At 41.1% G+C, this 16,548-nt stretch carries 16 protein-coding genes and 3 pseudogenes; 7 read left to right on the forward strand and 12 right to left on the reverse strand.

Annotated elements, in window-relative coordinates; genetic code table 11:
- The first annotated feature begins 108 nt into the window (after positions 1-108).
- From ASL19_RS16910 to ASL19_RS16915, 3 genes are all read left to right on the forward strand, one after another.
- Positions 109-315: a DUF751 family protein gene (locus ASL19_RS16910; RefSeq protein ID WP_071985347.1), complete on the forward strand. Its 207-nt coding sequence runs from the start codon at positions 109-111 to the stop codon at positions 313-315.
- 66 nt (positions 316-381) lie between these two features.
- Positions 382-756 (forward strand): 30S ribosome-binding factor RbfA, encoded by a 375-nt coding sequence (gene rbfA / locus ASL19_RS13175; protein ID WP_057178689.1) that lies wholly within the window; start codon positions 382-384, stop codon positions 754-756.
- Between the two features lie 321 nt (positions 757-1,077).
- Positions 1,078-1,314, forward strand: coding sequence for a DUF4327 family protein (locus tag ASL19_RS16915; RefSeq protein ID WP_006276764.1), 237 nt, complete (start codon positions 1,078-1,080; stop codon positions 1,312-1,314).
- A 118-nt stretch (positions 1,315-1,432) separates the two neighbouring features.
- Here ASL19_RS16915 and ASL19_RS13180 read toward each other — a convergent pair whose 3' ends face one another.
- Positions 1,433-1,792: a hypothetical protein gene (locus ASL19_RS13180; RefSeq protein WP_057178690.1), complete on the reverse strand. Its 360-nt coding sequence runs from the start codon at positions 1,790-1,792 to the stop codon at positions 1,433-1,435.
- A 216-nt stretch (positions 1,793-2,008) separates the two neighbouring features.
- On the opposite strand from ASL19_RS13180, the gene ASL19_RS13185 reads away from it, so the two are divergent.
- On the forward strand, positions 2,009-2,905 hold the full coding sequence (locus ASL19_RS13185) for a cation diffusion facilitator family transporter (RefSeq protein ID WP_057178691.1): 897 nt from the start codon (positions 2,009-2,011) through the stop codon (positions 2,903-2,905).
- A 29-nt stretch (positions 2,906-2,934) separates the two neighbouring features.
- Here the strand turns inward: ASL19_RS13185 and guaA are convergent, their stop codons facing one another.
- From guaA to ASL19_RS13230, 9 genes and pseudogenes are all read right to left on the reverse strand, one after another.
- A complete protein-coding gene (guaA, locus tag ASL19_RS13190) occupies positions 2,935-4,557 on the reverse strand; it encodes a glutamine-hydrolyzing GMP synthase (protein WP_057178692.1) in 1,623 nt (540 codons plus the stop codon).
- An 88-nt stretch (positions 4,558-4,645) separates the two neighbouring features.
- Positions 4,646-5,755, reverse strand: coding sequence for a cobalt-precorrin-5B (C(1))-methyltransferase CbiD (gene cbiD / locus ASL19_RS13195; RefSeq protein WP_057178693.1), 1,110 nt, complete (start codon positions 5,753-5,755; stop codon positions 4,646-4,648).
- Positions 5,756-5,817: 62 nt separating this feature from the next.
- Positions 5,818-6,129 (reverse strand): hypothetical protein, encoded by a 312-nt coding sequence (locus ASL19_RS13200; RefSeq protein ID WP_006276769.1) that lies wholly within the window; start codon positions 6,127-6,129, stop codon positions 5,818-5,820.
- Between the two features lie 17 nt (positions 6,130-6,146).
- Positions 6,147-6,746: a DUF3177 family protein gene (locus tag ASL19_RS13205; protein ID WP_006276770.1), complete on the reverse strand. Its 600-nt coding sequence runs from the start codon at positions 6,744-6,746 to the stop codon at positions 6,147-6,149.
- A gap of 171 nt (positions 6,747-6,917) precedes the next feature.
- The gene (locus ASL19_RS13210) at positions 6,918-7,160 is read right to left on the reverse strand and encodes a Calvin cycle protein CP12 (RefSeq protein WP_057178694.1); all 243 of its coding nucleotides are present in this window, start codon (positions 7,158-7,160) and stop codon (positions 6,918-6,920) included.
- Between the two features lie 185 nt (positions 7,161-7,345).
- A complete protein-coding gene (locus tag ASL19_RS13215) occupies positions 7,346-8,227 on the reverse strand; it encodes an ABC transporter permease (protein ID WP_006276772.1) in 882 nt (293 codons plus the stop codon).
- A gap of 136 nt (positions 8,228-8,363) precedes the next feature.
- Positions 8,364-9,575 (reverse strand): annotated as a pseudogene (locus tag ASL19_RS13220) (FAD-dependent oxidoreductase); the annotation flags it as partial.
- A gap of 8 nt (positions 9,576-9,583) precedes the next feature.
- Positions 9,584-11,134: a reverse transcriptase N-terminal domain-containing protein gene (locus ASL19_RS13225; protein ID WP_057178696.1), complete on the reverse strand. Its 1,551-nt coding sequence runs from the start codon at positions 11,132-11,134 to the stop codon at positions 9,584-9,586.
- Between the two features lie 665 nt (positions 11,135-11,799).
- Positions 11,800-11,976: pseudogene (locus ASL19_RS13230) on the reverse strand (FAD-dependent oxidoreductase); the annotation flags it as partial.
- A 214-nt stretch (positions 11,977-12,190) separates the two neighbouring features.
- On the opposite strand from ASL19_RS13230, the gene ASL19_RS13235 reads away from it, so the two are divergent.
- Together ASL19_RS13235 and ASL19_RS13240 are read left to right on the forward strand one after the other, a co-directional pair.
- The gene (locus ASL19_RS13235; RefSeq protein WP_006279125.1) at positions 12,191-12,715 is read left to right on the forward strand and encodes a type IV pilin protein; all 525 of its coding nucleotides are present in this window, start codon (positions 12,191-12,193) and stop codon (positions 12,713-12,715) included.
- Positions 12,716-13,291: 576 nt separating this feature from the next.
- Positions 13,292-13,510: a DUF4327 family protein gene (locus ASL19_RS13240; protein WP_040010333.1), complete on the forward strand. Its 219-nt coding sequence runs from the start codon at positions 13,292-13,294 to the stop codon at positions 13,508-13,510.
- A gap of 8 nt (positions 13,511-13,518) precedes the next feature.
- Here the strand turns inward: ASL19_RS13240 and ASL19_RS13245 are convergent, their stop codons facing one another.
- Together ASL19_RS13245 and ASL19_RS13250 are read right to left on the reverse strand one after the other, a co-directional pair.
- Positions 13,519-14,754: an FHA domain-containing serine/threonine-protein kinase gene (locus ASL19_RS13245; RefSeq protein ID WP_057178699.1), complete on the reverse strand. Its 1,236-nt coding sequence runs from the start codon at positions 14,752-14,754 to the stop codon at positions 13,519-13,521.
- Positions 14,755-14,832: 78 nt separating this feature from the next.
- A complete protein-coding gene (locus tag ASL19_RS13250; RefSeq protein WP_057178698.1) occupies positions 14,833-16,191 on the reverse strand; it encodes a GTP-binding protein in 1,359 nt (452 codons plus the stop codon).
- Positions 16,192-16,291: 100 nt separating this feature from the next.
- Here ASL19_RS13250 and ASL19_RS13255 point away from each other — a divergent pair.
- A pseudogene (locus tag ASL19_RS13255) lies at positions 16,292-16,548 on the forward strand (Uma2 family endonuclease); the annotation flags it as partial.

Here is a 16,548-nt window from a genome sequence, read left to right on the forward strand (position 1 = left end):
CCTAAACCGAGATTGACCATGGGCAAAATTTGAAAGTGTATTAGTTTCCCTATTGCCCATTTTCTGCTAAACTACTTAATAATAAAAAAGTGTATATTCAAAACTCAAATGTTTGACGGATTCTGGAATAACGTATTTCGCTACCCCCGCTACCTGGTGACTATAGTCTTAGGTCTGCTAGTTAATACATTTGACCCTCTAATTCCACTTTTAAAACGTCCAGGTACACTACTGGCGATTATAGGTCTGTTTGTGGGAGGGTTCTTCTTCCTCACCCTAACTCTCCGAGCTATGTTGGGACTGAGTGCAATCTAAAAGGATTATTCCTAATAAGATAAACTATCTATTGTTAAATCTCTATCAAAAGGCGGAATTTATAATATGGCTACAAATCGCCGTGTTTCCCGTGTTGCGGAATTAATTAAACGGGAGGTCAGCCAAATGTTAATCCACGGTATTAAGGATGACCGGGTGGGTGTGGGTATGGTAAGCGTCACTGATGTCGATGTTTCAGGAGATTTACAACACGCCAAAATATTTGTCAGCATTTATGGAACAGAAGAAGCAAAAGCCGAAACTATGGCGGGGTTAAAATCCGCTACCGGTTATGTTCGTAGTGAGTTGGGCGCTAGGGTTAGATTGCGTCGCACTCCAGAAGTGATTTTTGTGGAAGACCATTCCTTAGAAAGGGGAACTAAAGTGTTAAATTTATTAAACCAACTTCAACAAAAACGCGAAGACTCCCACCAAGATTGATCTACCACCAAAATACTAGATCAGATTGTAACTCTAGACATATTCATACTTCACTCAAATATGTTAATACTGTCTATATGGTACTTTCTGTCATGTTTGTGCCTGCTTTTCGGTTTGACTATTACTAGTACATTTAGTTTTGATGTTATATTTCCTTGACAAACTTCACATTTCTTTAGATAATTTATAGGTCTGTAGCGTCAAAATAATAATAGTTCCGTATAGCAAACTACAAAACCTAGCCACAGGTCTAAATTATCACCACGTCTTCTCAATGAAAATTGGGAATACTATCTAAACGTAAATTTGTGAGTAAAAGCAATGAGTGTAAGTACGGTGCCTTCTATCAATTATTACTCTCTAGACGTAATCCAGTACGAAGCAAGCCAACTTGTGCGTAAGGGAATCGTCAGTCGGCAACAGCCGATATACACACTCTGCCAGTACATCCCCGCTCGGGAATGGGTCTTTGTGGAATATGAATTAGAGAAATGTGACTTTTTGTTGCGCGATCGCATTGGGGATTTGATTGGTCGAGAACAATGGGAAAATGACTAATCAGGACTGCAGTAATTAAGGAGGATCCCGAAGATCCCCAAGTTTCCTAAGTAGTAGTTAAGTAACTTATTTAATCTATGCTTGTCTAAAGTTACTGACTTTGGCAAGTATATTTTTCTCAGGAGGTTGGTTCCGTTTGTTGGAGGTACTGATTAACATCGTCAACTAAGCGGGTGAGATCTGCTTCTGTAGTTAAGCGAATGCCTAAATTGCGTACAGTGAGTAGAACTTTAGCTGCGAAGGGAGTGGGCCAGATATTGGGGTTACAGAACACCTCAAAGAAAACATCACCTGTATGGCGATATTCCAAAGCGGGTTCAGGTGTGATTTTTACCCCGGGGTTAGATTTAACAGTAACAGCTTTCAGACTTAGCATTAATTTATCCATGGCAGTTTTTAGTTCTATAGCAGCGTGGTGGGAAAAAGTGAAAGAAATAGAGCCATGGTCAAGATTGAGAGTGAGTAATGGGGAAGACATAATGGTATGGGGTAAAAATTTTCTAAAACTTTGGCAACCATAATAACTATAATGATAGGTTAAGGGGGTGAGTGGAATTAAATATAAGATGAACGTAGGTTGGGTTGAAGTATGAAACCCAACACCCGCATGGGTTAACCCATCCTACAAATAATTGTGCTTCCCTACTTACCTAATTGCTCCATAATTAGGAATAGCAATGGTAAATATTCGATTATGAATTACAACTACCTAAGGGAAGTAAGGAAAGTACTAATTATTACCCTTTTACTTAACTTGTTTGTGATGGCATTAAAAGTTGTAGTAGGATATGCTACTGGTTCCTTGAGCTTATTAGCGGACGCTTTACACAGTGTTACAGATAGTGCTAACAACGTGTTAGGACTAGTAGCTAATAAATTTTCTTCTCCCTTACCAGATCGAGAACATCCCTATGGACATCACAAATTTGAAGCAGTGGGGGCGTTAGGAATAGCAGCATTTTTAGGGATAGCTTGTTTTGAAATTCTTCAAGGAGCGATAGAGAAAATTATTCGAGGTGGTTCACCCGTGAGAATATCTGGTCCTGAACTGTGGTTATTACTAATTGTATTGGGCGTAAATATCTTCGTCGCATTTTATGAGCGTAACGTAGGGACAAGAATAGGCAGTTCCATTTTAGTTGCTGATGCTAAACACACCATGAGTGATGTGTGGGTAACCATTTCCGTGTTAGGGGGACTAATAGGGATTTGGTGGTTCAACTTTCAATGGTTGGATGTGGTATTGGCCTTTCCCGTAGCTTTGCTAGTCTTTTGGAGTGGATGGTCCGTTTTAAAAGAAAATTTGCCCTGGTTAGTGGATCAAATGGCGATCGCTCCAGAAGCAATACATGGGATTGCCACTTCCGTACCTGGTGTAATTAACTGCCATGATATTGCTTCTCGTGGGGTAATAGGTAGACAGGTATTCATAGAAATGCATCTAGTAGTAGATACACCGGAAGTAGAAACTGCCCATCAAATCACAGAGGAAGTAGAAAACAAACTACAGGAGAGATATAGTCCTGTGAGGATTATAATTCATGTAGAACCACCAGCATACCAATCGGAGAACATTAGCTTTGGTAATTAGGATTAGCACCCGAATTTGCTTTCATATACCTATTCCCATTCTATAGTGCCCGGTGGTTTAGAAGTAATATCATAGACCACTCGATTGACCCCTTTAACCTCATTGACAATTCTATTAGAAATGGCTTCTAGCACATCATAAGGTACTCGTGCCCAATCTGCTGTCATGCCATCTTCACTAGTCACTATTCGTAAGACCACAGGATAGGCATAGGTGCGCTGATCACCCATAACCCCCACACTACGAATAGGTAGTAAAACAGCAAATGCTTGCCAATACTGATTATATAAATTCCTTTGGTTGATTTCTTGGCGAACAATTAAATCAGCATCACGTAGAATATTTAACCTTTCTGCTGTCACCTCCCCCAAAATGCGAATAGCTAAACCCGGTCCAGGAAAAGGTTGTCTTTGAACTATCTCCTCTGGTAGACCAAGGGAACGACCCACCTTACGCACTTCATCTTTAAATAGTTTTCGCAGGGGTTCCACCAGTTTAAATCTCAAGTCCTTAGGTAGTCCACCCACATTGTGATGACTCTTGATTTTCACTGCTACCCTCTCCCCAGTTTTAGGATCTACATTAGTGCCAGCAGATTCAATTACATCTGGATATAGTGTACCCTGTGCTAAATAGTCAAAGTGACCCAATCTTTTGGATGTTTCTTCAAACACCCTAATAAACTCGTGACCAATACGACGGCGTTTTTCTTCCGGATCTGTCACACCAGCAATAGCATTTATAAAGCGATCGCGTGCGTTAACGTACTCTACGGGAATATGAAATTGCTCCTGGAACAATTTTAATAATCTTTCTGGCTCTAATTTTCGCATAAAACCCTGATCAATAAACACGCAGGTCAATTGATCTCCAATAGCTTTATGGAGCAAAAATGCCAGGGTAGAAGAATCCACGCCTCCAGAGAGCGCTAACAGCACTCTTCTATCGGAGACTTTAGCACGAATCTCCTGAATAGCATTTTCCACAAAAGCTGCTGTTGTCCAACTGGGTTCGCAGTCACAAATATGGTAAACAAAGTTGCGAATTAGTGCCAGTCCTCCCTGGGAATGAACTACTTCAGGATGAAACTGCACACCATACAGTTTGCGCTCATGATTCGCAATAGCTGCACAAGAAGTATTTTCTGTATGTGCTAGCAGTTCAAAACCAGGAGGCATGGTTGTAACTGAGTCCCCATGACTCATCCACATAATCACACCATTTTCCACATTAGTAAGCAAGTGAGTGGGTTCATCTATAAGTAATGATGCTTTACCATATTCCCCACGATCAGCTTGGGTTACCTTTCCCCCCAGTTCATTCACCATCAGCTGCATTCCATAACATACACCCAATATGGGAATACCCAATTCCCATATTTCTGGGTCACATTGAGGTGCATAATCGCTATAAACTGACCTAGGACCACCAGATAAAATTATCCCCTTGGGGTTCATTTTCCTTATCTCTTCCGGTGTGATGCGATAGGAAAGCACCTCGGAATATACTTGTGTCTCCCTTATGCGTCGAGCAATCAGTTCCGAATATTGGGAACCAAAGTCTAAAATCACTATCATTTGGCGATCGCCATCTGGGAGATTTTCCTCACTTTGGCATGTTATATCTATTGGTAGACCTACCGCTGTATTCATGATGGTGGGAGTGTGTCTTTGAACATAATTGAGTTACTATGTAGTTGTTAACAACTACGAGCGGTTTGATTTTGACAGTCCATTTAGGTTAGCACAATTTCTCCATTAGCACACAACCTGTTTGACTTTTAATAATAACTTCTCTATTTCGGTCAAAAAGCACAGAACCACAAACTGTTGTTTTCACACTCTGGTCACTATGGCTTTTTATATACTCTTGGGAACGATTGTCAATAGTTTGGGCAATACTGAAATAAATTTGGTTAGTCCAGTTACTACCACTTATAGTATCCAGAAAGCGCAGATGTTGCAGGGCATCCTCCGCCCTGGGACTATGAAATATTATTTGTATATCTTCATACTTTAACCCCAGGATAGCACTATGGGCGACTATAATTTCTCTCCTTCCATCTGCTAAATGATGATGAGTATGAAATATTCCCCCTGCTAGTTTCATTAATTTTCCGTGATAGCCAAATAATAATATTTCTTCAACCCCCAAAAGATGGGCCTCAACTAATAGAGGACCAATCCAATTAGCAGTTTTTACCATGCGTTGCGGATTTATTCCCAATTTTCTCCCCAGGTCTAAACCATTTTCGCCAATACAAAAAACTAAGCTATTAAATTCCTTTGCCTTCGTCCTTAAATCGTCCCGAAAAACCTCAAGCTGTTCTGGTGTACTTAATGGTTGAGATATACCGCTTGTTCCTAATAAAGAAAGTCCTTCCACCACTCCAAAAGCAGGGTTGGAGGTTCTGGTAGCTAGGGAGCGCCCCTCGGGTAAAATCACCGTCACTAGGATTTTTTCCCCCGGAAATAGTAGTTTCTCTAGGTTTTTCCGCAACAATTGCTGGGCGTATGTATAAATAGCAGCCATCCCCTGTAAATCCTTACCAATCCCTTCTCCACCCCTGATAACAATCGTTTCCCCCTCTCCATCATACCATTCTACTTTTGTCCAAATTGGTGTATCTTTAGTTAGATCTAAGTTATCCCCCGGATCACTTCGAGTAATAGCTAAAGCACCACTCTCGGAAATTCCAGCTACCTGTTCAACGGGAATTTCCACTATTTGATCCGGTGAAATTAGATCAACACCCGCTGTATTTAATATACGGCAATGGCGCAACCAATATAACGCCGCTATTGCACCACCACAGGCAAAAACTGGTAGGGTATAACCGGAACGAAACATAAAAAATTTTGTATGTGATAAATTTTGTGTTTTTGTATTTAATTATATAGGTGTTGAATCTTTCAACTTTCCAGAAAAATACCCACCTCTGATAATAAAACTGCCATGGTCTCCCAAGAAATACCCTGTTGAATATAACGGGGTGATTCGGGATTATAAGGACTAGCTATTCGGTCAATGGTGACAATTATGGCACCTTCCGGTAGTACCGCCACATCAGGGTCAAAAGCGGTGGGGCGCATCAAGGAGCTGGAAAATCCTTTAAAAACTGCTATTTTGTCCTCCTCCCCATCAATATTGATGGTGACTACTAGCACTTCCTGAGACCTTTTGCTCGTGTATTCTTCTAAGCACTTAGCAATGGAATTACTCATCACAGTTTATAAACACTTTAATGTACTGCTGTTCTACCATACTTGCCAAATTTAACCAAGACAAAATAGGTAAGATAGATTATGTAAATTGTTAAGCCAACAATACCTAAAAAGCCAAGAAATGCAGGTGTGCTGTTATGATGGAAATAGTCCTTAAACATTAGGGGTGCTTCGGTCCAAACCTTACAGTAGGCTGAATTCCTAGAATCACCTGAAAAAGCACAGCCCAGAAAGGGCACGGTGCCAATTACCCCTAAAATTCCATAAACGGTTATTGCCCAACGCCAAGAGGTAAAAACCAGTTTTAAAGGTCCTGGGGACTGATACTCAACTTCATCATTCAAATCAACCCAGAACCAGATGGAAAGGGGAATGAGGATCCGAGCTATTAGACCAGATATAAAACTGACTGCAAATCCGCCAATCATCAGGTATACAGTTATAGCCGCAAGACTGGCTACACGCCAGTAAATAGCCAATAACCTTTGTATACAGTCTGAGCTTTGCACAAATGCCCAAATTGTCAAAACTATGGGGATAATTAAATTAAATAGCAACGCCAATCTGTAATCTGTCCACACATAAGGGCGAAACCAAACTTCTTCCAGGTTTGTCATCTCTTGATTAGTCTTGTATTAGTCAATTTGAAGTTGTTTTGGTAATGGGAGACAGGTACCAAAGATTAACACTTTTGACCACCTTTGTCTCCCTATGCTTGACACCGGATGACCACATTTGAACTTCAGTCAAGAATCGGTGCAGCCATCTGAACATGGACTCCTGAATCTCTAATTGTCATTAATGCGACATTCATCTGCATCCGGATTAGCTTCACAATATGCTTCTAAGGAGTTCTTAGGTTTTTCTTGTTTCTGGTGAGAAGCAGCAGCTTGCAGTTCTTCTACCGCATCCCATGCAGCAGCACAAGCTGCAGAGTTGCCACCGGAAATATCACAAACTGCACGAGCTTGTTGGCGTTCTTCTTCGATTTTATCTTCTATGGAGGTTGCTGTTTCTTGAGTGTTTGTCATGAGCTTAGTCTCTTTGATTAACGTTTATATCAGTCTAGAAAAGTTCAAAATTGCCGTTTTGGTTTTATAGTTCACATACTATTCTAACCTCTAGGTTGTTAAGTTAGACTAGAATCCGGAATTATTAATTACTAATAGAGCAACTTACCATATATAGACCGGATCCGTCTCAATGTTTTAAGATTTTAGAATCTCTTTTGCATTCGCGGATGGATCAGTTCATTTAATCCCTCACCCAGTAGTGATAAACCTACCACCATAATAGTCATAGCCAAACCAGGAAAAAGGGTAGTCCACCAAATACCCGTGGGTAAAGCCTCTAAAGCTTGTCGTAAATCGTATCCCCACTCTGGTACCTCTTCTGGTAGTCCCAAACCCAAAAAGCCCAAACCACCCAAAACTAATATGGCATCTGCTGCATTCAGGGTAAATAACACAGGAACACTCTGAATTACATTTAAAAATAAATATCGAGATAACACAGTCCAAGTAGAAGCACCCATGGCTTGGGCAGCTTCGATATATACTTCCGTTTTCACACTCACCGTATGATTACGGACAACTCGATAATATTGGGGGATGTAGGCTATGCTAATGGCGATCGCCGCATTTAAGATTCCCCTACCCACCACAAATGCCAGGGTAACAGAAAGTAGAAGTCCGGGTAGGGTGTAGATACTGTCCATGAGAAATAGCAGGGTTTTATCTAATTTGCCACCTAGATAACCACTGACCATTCCCAGGGGTACGCCCACCACCATACTCAACCCTGTAGCTAATATGACCACCTGTAATGCTGCTTGAGCACCAAAAATGGTACGGGAGAAAACATCATAACCCAAGCGACTAGTGCCAAACCAATATTTTCCCGAGGGGGGTTGATGAATGGGATTGGTCAGAAGTTCTTTAGGGTCAGATAACCACCCCCAATTTTGCCAAACCGGTGCCATAAAAGCCAGCAATACGAAAAATAGGGTAATTATCAACCCCAGGAGCATGAGTTTGCCAGAGAGATTAGATTGAGCAAAGTTTAAAAAAGAGGGTATTCTTCGTTTTTTGATCTGCATAATGCAAATTGGGGAAATGGCTCAATTGATTTTAACTCACAACCAATCCAACCATTAAGTGGGTGAGTAGAATTAAACATTAAGATGAACGTAGGTTGGGTTGAGGATACGAAACCCAACACCCCCACAGGTTACCCTACAAATTACCCCCAATTACCTCACGATATTCCCCCTTAGGTTTGACACCCTTCCATTCTTGAATCAATTCCTTGTTTTTAAAAACTTGCACCGTCGGTGTACCCACAATTCCAGCATTTTGCGCAATGTCCTGATCCTCATCAATATCAATTTCCACAAAATGTATCCTCCCATCAAACTCATCCACCACCTTGTTGAGTATGGGTTTAAGGGTATGACAAGGACCACAACCAGGAGCAACATACTTTACCACTAACAGGCGATCGCTTTCATGGAATAGTTTCCTGAGAGCATAACCACCATGATGGCGTGTTTTCTGTAGATTGAACTCGGTGGGGGGAATTTCTTGTTGGGGTTGGGTGGTGGATTCTGGAGTTGGTTCCGATTGGGTTTGATGGAATTCCTGAATTAAACCCCCTGATGATAACCATCTTTCTGCTAATAGTGCTGCTTGACAACCAGTACCCGCAGCGGTGATTGCTTGACGAAATTCATGGTCTTGAACATCACCAGCAGCAAACACCCCCTCCACACTAGTTTCCACATTTCCATGTCTGGTGACAATGTAACCTATCCCATCTAGCTCCAATTGTCCCTGAAATAGCTCTGTATTTGGTTTATGTCCTATGGCGTAAAATAAACCCCTAGCAGGAATGGTATTTTCTTCCCCTGTATGGTTGTTACGCACTTGCACCCCCACCATTTGCTCCTTACCGATTACATCTACCGCTTCTGTATGCCAGTGAACCTTGATTTTAGAATTACTTAAAACCCGATCTTGCATAGCTTTAGAAGCACGCATCTTATCAGAACGCACTAATAAATGTACTGTAGAGCCATACTTGGTGAGGTAAACAGCTTCTTCCGCTGCGGAATCACCAGCACCAATTACCACCAACTCTTGACCGCGAAAAATAGGAGTTGCACCATCACAAATGGCACAAGCAGAAATTCCCCGACTCCAAAACTCCTTCTCACTGGGTAAACCTAGACGTTTAGCAGTTGCACCAGTCGCAATAATTAAACTATGGGTTTTCACCTCCCTCTCTGAAGAACTAACAATAAAAGGACGCTGACTCAAATTAACGGATATCACATCCTCTGTGTACAATTCTGCCCCCCAGCGTTCCGCTTGGGCTTTCATATTAGTCATTAAATCTGGTCCGGTGATTCCCTGGGGAAATCCCGGAAAATTTTCTACTTCCGTGGTTGGTTAAACTAAGCCAAAAGGTCACCCTCTTGACTCGTCTTCAGAACCGTGCATGAATTTTTCAATTCACACGGCTCCTCAATGGGGTGGGACTTGTCTTGTCTACCTAGCATACCGTCTTTAACAGCTTTTGCCTGGGGATGAATATTCTGTGTGCTTCCAGATCTTCTTAATTTCAAATCTTGGTGGATATGTTGGTGCTTCATCAGTTCGTAGGTTTTACCCCCCGAGTTCTGGTGACAAAATCTCCAACTCTCTCCCATTGACCAGTATTTTTTACTAATCCATCTCTTACCTTTTTGGTTGTGTCGTCGTCGTGACCAAGCTCTTAATTTAGATTGTAACTCAAAATCTACCTTGCTAAAAATGCGATCGCTTATTAGGGGAGAGTAGTATTTTGTCCAGCTTTCAATTAAGGGATTCAGCTTACTAATCAGCACTGATTGTTTAGCGGATCGGTGCTGGTCAATAATTGCTCCCAGGGACTTAGTATGGTGTTCTAGGCTTTCTTTACTAATAGAAATCAAAGTGCTATAGCTGGTGTTATAATGGTTTGACCCTGAATCAGAGTTTTGGGATAATTTGTCATGGGTGACAAACTGTCTAATATAAAACCCCAAAAAGTTACAACCCACATTTCCCTGATAATCATAGAGACTGTGGGAGACCCTGCTTCCTCCCGCTTTCAGCTGTAAACCCACTTCTGATAGCCATTGGGTAATAATATTCTGACACAGAATAATCACTTCCAATTCCTGATGTACCAGCACGAATCTACCTTTGTGCTTAACAAAGTGAGGAATTACATCACAGCTAAAACTAGTAGTATCAGCTATTAGACCAACCCAATTAATCCTCCGTTGCAATTCCCCTAAAGCTGCACCCAATAAAAGGGAACATAGGGAATGTGGGTGATTGAGAAAACCCAACTTCAACCATAATTTGATTTGTTTCCCCAGTAATGGAAAAGTATTAAGCTGCTTGAGGAAATATTCAGGGTTAACCCCCTGGAAACTTTCTTCCAACTCACCAACTAAAACATACTTAGGTTTTTTTACCACTTCCCTGCGAATAGACCTAATAGCATCATAACAAGAAATATCAGAATTAGCCTCGTGTAAACCCAAATTTAACTTTGCATCCCATTCTGGACTCATCGCCATACTAATAAGCAAAGTCAGAGCCTGGTTGTATATAGTAAACACAACCAAAGAAAGATTTTTCCTGACCAGTAGTGATTTGGCAATAACAGAGAGTTCCCTAGCCAAAACCAGTTTTTGTTCAGGAGAGAAAGATTTAGCACCCTGGTCCTGGGGAAATACCCCCTTCACCGCAATACATCTTGCTGACCAAGATTTAATTAACAGCTTCTGGAGCTTATGAACCGTTTTGACATCCCCACGCTGCGAGGCTTTGTATATTCTCTTTTGCAGCTTAAAAACATGACGTTCCAGTTTTTTCCAAGGAATTTCTTGCCAGTTTACATCTGACTCAATTTCCCCAGGAACTGGTCCATTGTTTTTCCATTCCATCCGCAAGTTATTTTGGGCCTTGGACATTTTTACTGCTACTTAAAACCATACATTCCAACCCATCGTGTCTACGTCAGCTTATCCTTTGGCTCTCCCAAAGGCCAATGCTTCTTAGACAATCCCTCCTACTATGTTGCTTGCGGTTAGCACCTACTCAAGTTTTCGACCTCAACTCAAGAGCTAACATAGAGGTTACTTCGTTCCTAATCTTCGTTTGGCGTTAGTTTTAGAACCTCTCTCTCCACCGGGTTACTTCCAGGGTGCAAGGTTGCAAATAATGAATTTTCCAACCCTTTTCACCATTCCCAATTTTAGGAAAAGCCTAATCCGCGTTGGCTTATTGGTCATTACGATGGTTCTGTCGAAAGTTTGACCCCTAGGTCTGTTCATGACTAACTGTGCTAGAAGGGATTCCCAGTCGGACTCTATAGGTTACCTCCGTTTATCCCCGCTTCATTAGTTTGATGGCTACTCTCTCCAATGGGGGATATGCTTTCACCCATGCACCTTGGGGGAAGGAATTACCTGATATTCAATAATGTTCAGGTTCACCTTCACGAAGATTAAGTTATCTGGGTTTATTCCACCCAGTGACCTATCCCTCAATCTTATTATTGGTTATGCAAGCTAGAGCTGTTTTACAACTATTATTTGCACTCATAATCAGAATTGATTTCAGATCAACGAATCGCACTCATTAGTTGACCACCAGGTAAACCACCTGTTGCAAATCCTTCAAACACAATCGGTTTTAAATTGGCTCTCCCAGCATAAATAGCTGCTGTATATCCAGCTGGTCCAGAACCAATAATCACTACATTTTCTACGTTTTCTACTGTGGACTTGGTCATATTTTTATCCCAACTCATATTGACTACACTCTACTGAATATAGTATAACACAATGATGCCTGTGCCCAACCTCTTGTATCAAAAGTAAGCTTAAATTTTAACGGTTATGTGAACCATTGATAATATTACTCTATATCATAAAATTTTCCTTGGCTTCAATAACAGAAAATTACCCACATTCCTTTTGGTTTTTGGTATAAATAAATCAGAATGATATTACCAACAAGCTACCATGAAAACTAAACTCCAGGTTAAACTACTCCAGTATATCCTGATTAGGGACAAAACAGCTCAAGGTTTTACTCTGCTAGAACTACTAGTGGTTATTGTCATTATTGGTATACTGTCCGCGATCGCCTTGCCCTCTTTTTTTACCCAAGCCAACAAAGCTAAGGAATCAGAGGCTAAAACCTATGTCAGTTCCTTTAATAAAGCTCAAACCCTATACAGGCTAGAAAATACCGGGTTTGCTACCACTCTTAATCAGTTATCAATTACCGTTCCCGCATCCACAGATTTTTACAACTACACGATTGGAGGGAGTGGTACTACTACCAACCTTACAGCAAGTACTAAAGACCCTAACTCCCTCAAAGGGTTTAGTGGTGGAGTAACCATATTGTCAGGAAGCGGACAAACCCAGTCTGTTGCCTGTCAAACTGAACAAGTGCAGCAAGTTCACCCTGTTGTTGTTCCCATTCTGGATTCTACCCAAGCCAAATGCGATGACACAAAAAATATGACCGCCATGAAATAATCAAATAAATTATAGCCTGAGCCAGAAAGTTTAGTACTGACTAGTCGTTCTGGCTCTCCCTTTTATTGATCGAGCGTAAAACCCCAACGCCCCCATGGGTTAGCCATCCTCATAAATAATCGTGCCTCCCTACTTGGCTGGTGGTAGTAATTACCGTACAAAAGCTAAAGATTCTCAATTTGAGGGAATATTGTATGATATGCTATGAGAGTTAAAACCAAAACTTAACCATAAAGTTAAATGTTGCACGGTAGAAAAATCGCCAACACTGCATTATTTTTCTCTTGACCAAAATAATCAGATAGTTTACAATGGTATGTTAGTTATCAGGAGTTAACCTTGAAACTATTAAGTGACTGTTAAAATCAACAACAATGCTAAAACAAATCCCTAGCAAGATCAGCACAAGTTGTTCAAATCAGTCTAAAACGGTCCTCCATGGACTCCTCAACAAACCTCTGTCTACCGCAAGCAAGAAGGCTCAAACACATAGCTTTGTATAAGTTTGAAAACGTCAAATGTTGCACAGTTTTAACTGAGCATTTACTTCAATAAAATCTGAACACAATCCTGGTTATGACTCAACAAGTGATTCACCACATGGTGAAATTGCAGCGTAATGTTCAATCATTAGTAGAATCGAATATTATCAAGCCCAGCGACAGTATATGGAAGATTGCCTTTCTATACGCTGACGAATGGAAATATTGGAAACAAGAGCTACTAGACTTTGGTTTTAGTATGCAAGATCCCATCGGGGATCTATTAGCAGTAGAAACCTGGGACGAAGATTAAAGCCACAATCAACATTCCAACAGTGCTTGAGCCAAATCCTGAGCACTTTGAAAACGGTCCCCCGGTAGTGGTTCGGTCACTCTCTCAATCACCTTCTGAATTTTTGGTGTAATGGTCGGAACGTTTTGGACATCAAAACAAAACCCCTTACCCCTAGGACGAAAGAACTTGAGAGGATTTTGTCCAGTCAATAAAAAAATCAGGGTTGGTCCTACTGCATACAAATCCGACTGGGTCAGCGGTTGTCCCCTTTCCTGTTCGGGAGCGCAGTACCCCTCAGCACCAATCCTTGTTCCCGATCCAGTGCCAATTTCCTTCACAGCACCAAAGTCCAAAACCACAATTCGATGATTACCATTTCTCACCATCAGATTAGCTGGTTTAATATCCCGATGAATCAAAGGTGGGTTTTGAGAATGAAGATAATCCAGAATCTCACAGGTTTGGACCATCCAGGCGATCGCCTGGGTTACCGTTACCGATCCACCATAGGATACAACTTTTTCCAAATCCTGTCCCTGGATTAATTCCATGGCCAAGAATTTTTTCCCCCCTTCCACAAAAAAATCATAATATTTAGGGATTCCCGGATGATGGAGACATTTAAGCGTATTTGCTTCTCTCTCAAATAGCTCCTGAGCTTTAGCAATTACGCTCATATCTCTGTTCATTTGTTTCAAAACTAAAAGTTGTGGCACTCCCGTAGTTATACCCGCACTGTCCCAAGCTAGATAGGTAGTACCCATGCCTCCCTGTCCTAAAACACGTAACACTTGATAATGACGTATTTGTTTAATAAAAGATATGGGCTGACCACAGTGAACACAAAACATGTTATTGGGTAAATTGCCTTCGTGTTTACAAGCTAGGGGTGAGACTTGACCTGTAACTTGTGGTGTCATCCAAGAAGGATTGGTCAAGTTGGGTATACTTTGTATTTGGAATCGTACTATAGGACCACCCTGTGCCAACTGGAACAGGTAATTATCCATCAACCTACATTTTGAAGTTAGCACACCATTGACAAAGGTCCCATTTGTCCCCCGACTAACTATTTGCCAGCTATCAACATCTCCAGTTTCCGGGAGTTTTTTCAGTTCTAAATGATACCTTGAAACTAAGTTACTATGTAATACTACGTGATTATCTACAGCTCGACCAATGCGAATGAGAGTGGCATTCTCGAAACGCCATTCTTGGACTGGAGTTTGGTATTGCGGATCTAAAAGAGTCAGGATAACCAGCATGATTAATTATATAACTAATTATACAAATATAGATAAGTAATAGACACTAACAACTTATTAATTTAAATTTATCATTCATTTTATTTTTTGTTTCAATCGGTACAAAATAGTGTTTTTTTCCACCTGAGTCAAAATTTCCTCAATTACAGTATTAGCACCCAACCTTCCCCAGGTGCAGCCATTTTCTAAATATACTTGTGCGGCTTTTCCTACAGCATAAGCACCATAAGAAGCCACACCGGACTGAGCCAGGGCACCACCAGCAAAAGTAGTAATGTTTATAGAACCTTCACCAGCTACTGCTGCTGCACTTTTACCCATGCCTAGAACTAAATTGCTAGCTATTTCTGCAAGTAATAGACCACCAGAGCTCAAGAGGATAGTTTTTAATAACCTAGTTGCTTCATAGCTAGTCATAGGGAGAGAGTATAATCTAGCCAAAGAACGAATTAAAGCCAAATCAGTAATTAGACCACCAATAACATCTAAAAAACCAATGGGATTTAGAGCAATAGCTAAGGCCTTATATTTACAGAATCGCCAAATCAACGCCTCCGCTTCTTGTTGACGAAAATACAAAGTTTTTTCCGCTATAATTGCTTCCGATTCCCTAGCTTGTACCAGTGCATTCAAAGCCAAAAGCGATCGCCCTTCTCGATTTAGTATATTCAGAATAGTTTGCTTTAGCTCTTGCACTTGAGGTTTGGGAGTTTCCCATTCATAACTTATCCTACCATCTGCATATTCCACCCTCACCTCCATAGGTGCAGGTTCAGCGGACACCATCACAATTTCATCTGGTAATAATGGATCACTTTCCTGATCACCCGTAGCTGCTCCTAAAACTTGTAAATTGTGATAAATTGTGCTTTTATCCGTATCTGGATACAAATCTATTTTATTGAACACTAAAATCAGAGGTTTTTGAGCTTGTCGTAATTCTAGTAAAGCTTGGTACTCTGTTCTAGTTATATCTCCGGATACCACGAACAGAATTAAATCAGCTTGTTGTGCCACAGTGCGAGCCATTTCTCCCCGAACTTCCCCATTGATTTCATCCAAACCAGGAGTATCAATTAATTCAACACACACCTTAGTACCCGATTGCCAACGGAGGGAGCGGGGCCATTGAGTGACACCATTAAGAGGTCCTGTTTCCAGGATTTTTTCCCCCAGGAGGGAATTTAACACAGCGGACTTACCACGACTGACCAGACCAAAAGCAGCTATTTTGATCAGATTTGAGTCCAGCTTGTGCAGAGTAGCATTGAGGATTTCCATTTGAGGTTTAATCAAACTTGCCAAATCTGGTCTAGACGACAAGTGTCCTGACTTACGAAGATAGGCATACCAAGATAGAGTTTGTTTGATGCTGGCACGAGCGCGATTTAGATGGGTTTCTTGGGAAACTACTCGCGACTGAAATTCCTGCATTGTGGACAATTTTAATAGGTGACCAAATAAGTTTAGTTTATCATGTACGACAAAATCAGTCGGTTAAAAACAGTCTCCAGGTAGGGGTTAATTCAACCAATTATTTAAGTATAATGCGGATGTGTTTGTAGCTGGGGACTTATTTTGGTATCCAGTAGAGGGTAGCAACAAAATTAAACTAGCTCCCGATACCATGGTGGTGTTTGGGAGACCCAAGGGACACCGGGGGTCTTATCGACAGTGGGAAGAGGATAATATTCCTCCCCAGGTGGTTTTTGAAATTTTATCTCCCGGGAATACTCAAGATGAAATGGACAAAAAAAAGCTGTTTTATCTGAAACATGGAGTAGAAGAGTA

It is taken from the genome of Cylindrospermopsis sp. CR12 (genome assembly GCF_001432185.1).
Taxonomy (GTDB): domain Bacteria; phylum Cyanobacteriota; class Cyanobacteriia; order Cyanobacteriales; family Nostocaceae; genus Raphidiopsis; species Raphidiopsis raciborskii.

Coding starts and splice junctions, on each gene's coding strand:
- ASL19_RS13185 (WP_057178691.1), top strand. CDS start 2,009: ATGAATTACAACTACCTAAGGGAAGTAAGGAAAGTACTAATTATTACC.
- ASL19_RS13215 (WP_006276772.1), bottom strand. CDS start 8,227: ATGCAGATCAAAAAACGAAGAATACCCTCTTTTTTAAACTTTGCTCAA.
- ASL19_RS16910 (WP_071985347.1), top strand. CDS start 109: ATGTTTGACGGATTCTGGAATAACGTATTTCGCTACCCCCGCTACCTG.
- ASL19_RS13180 (WP_057178690.1), bottom strand. CDS start 1,792: ATGTCTTCCCCATTACTCACTCTCAATCTTGACCATGGCTCTATTTCT.
- ASL19_RS13250 (WP_057178698.1), bottom strand. CDS start 16,191: ATGCAGGAATTTCAGTCGCGAGTAGTTTCCCAAGAAACCCATCTAAAT.
- ASL19_RS13235 (WP_006279125.1), top strand. CDS start 12,191: ATGAAAACTAAACTCCAGGTTAAACTACTCCAGTATATCCTGATTAGG.
- cbiD (WP_057178693.1), bottom strand. CDS start 5,755: ATGTTTCGTTCCGGTTATACCCTACCAGTTTTTGCCTGTGGTGGTGCA.
- ASL19_RS16915 (WP_006276764.1), top strand. CDS start 1,078: ATGAGTGTAAGTACGGTGCCTTCTATCAATTATTACTCTCTAGACGTA.
- ASL19_RS13240 (WP_040010333.1), top strand. CDS start 13,292: ATGACTCAACAAGTGATTCACCACATGGTGAAATTGCAGCGTAATGTT.
- ASL19_RS13210 (WP_057178694.1), bottom strand. CDS start 7,160: ATGACAAACACTCAAGAAACAGCAACCTCCATAGAAGATAAAATCGAA.
- ASL19_RS13200 (WP_006276769.1), bottom strand. CDS start 6,129: ATGAGTAATTCCATTGCTAAGTGCTTAGAAGAATACACGAGCAAAAGG.
- ASL19_RS13205 (WP_006276770.1), bottom strand. CDS start 6,746: ATGACAAACCTGGAAGAAGTTTGGTTTCGCCCTTATGTGTGGACAGAT.
- ASL19_RS13225 (WP_057178696.1), bottom strand. CDS start 11,134: ATGTCCAAGGCCCAAAATAACTTGCGGATGGAATGGAAAAACAATGGA.
- guaA (WP_057178692.1), bottom strand. CDS start 4,557: ATGAATACAGCGGTAGGTCTACCAATAGATATAACATGCCAAAGTGAG.
- rbfA (WP_057178689.1), top strand. CDS start 382: ATGGCTACAAATCGCCGTGTTTCCCGTGTTGCGGAATTAATTAAACGG.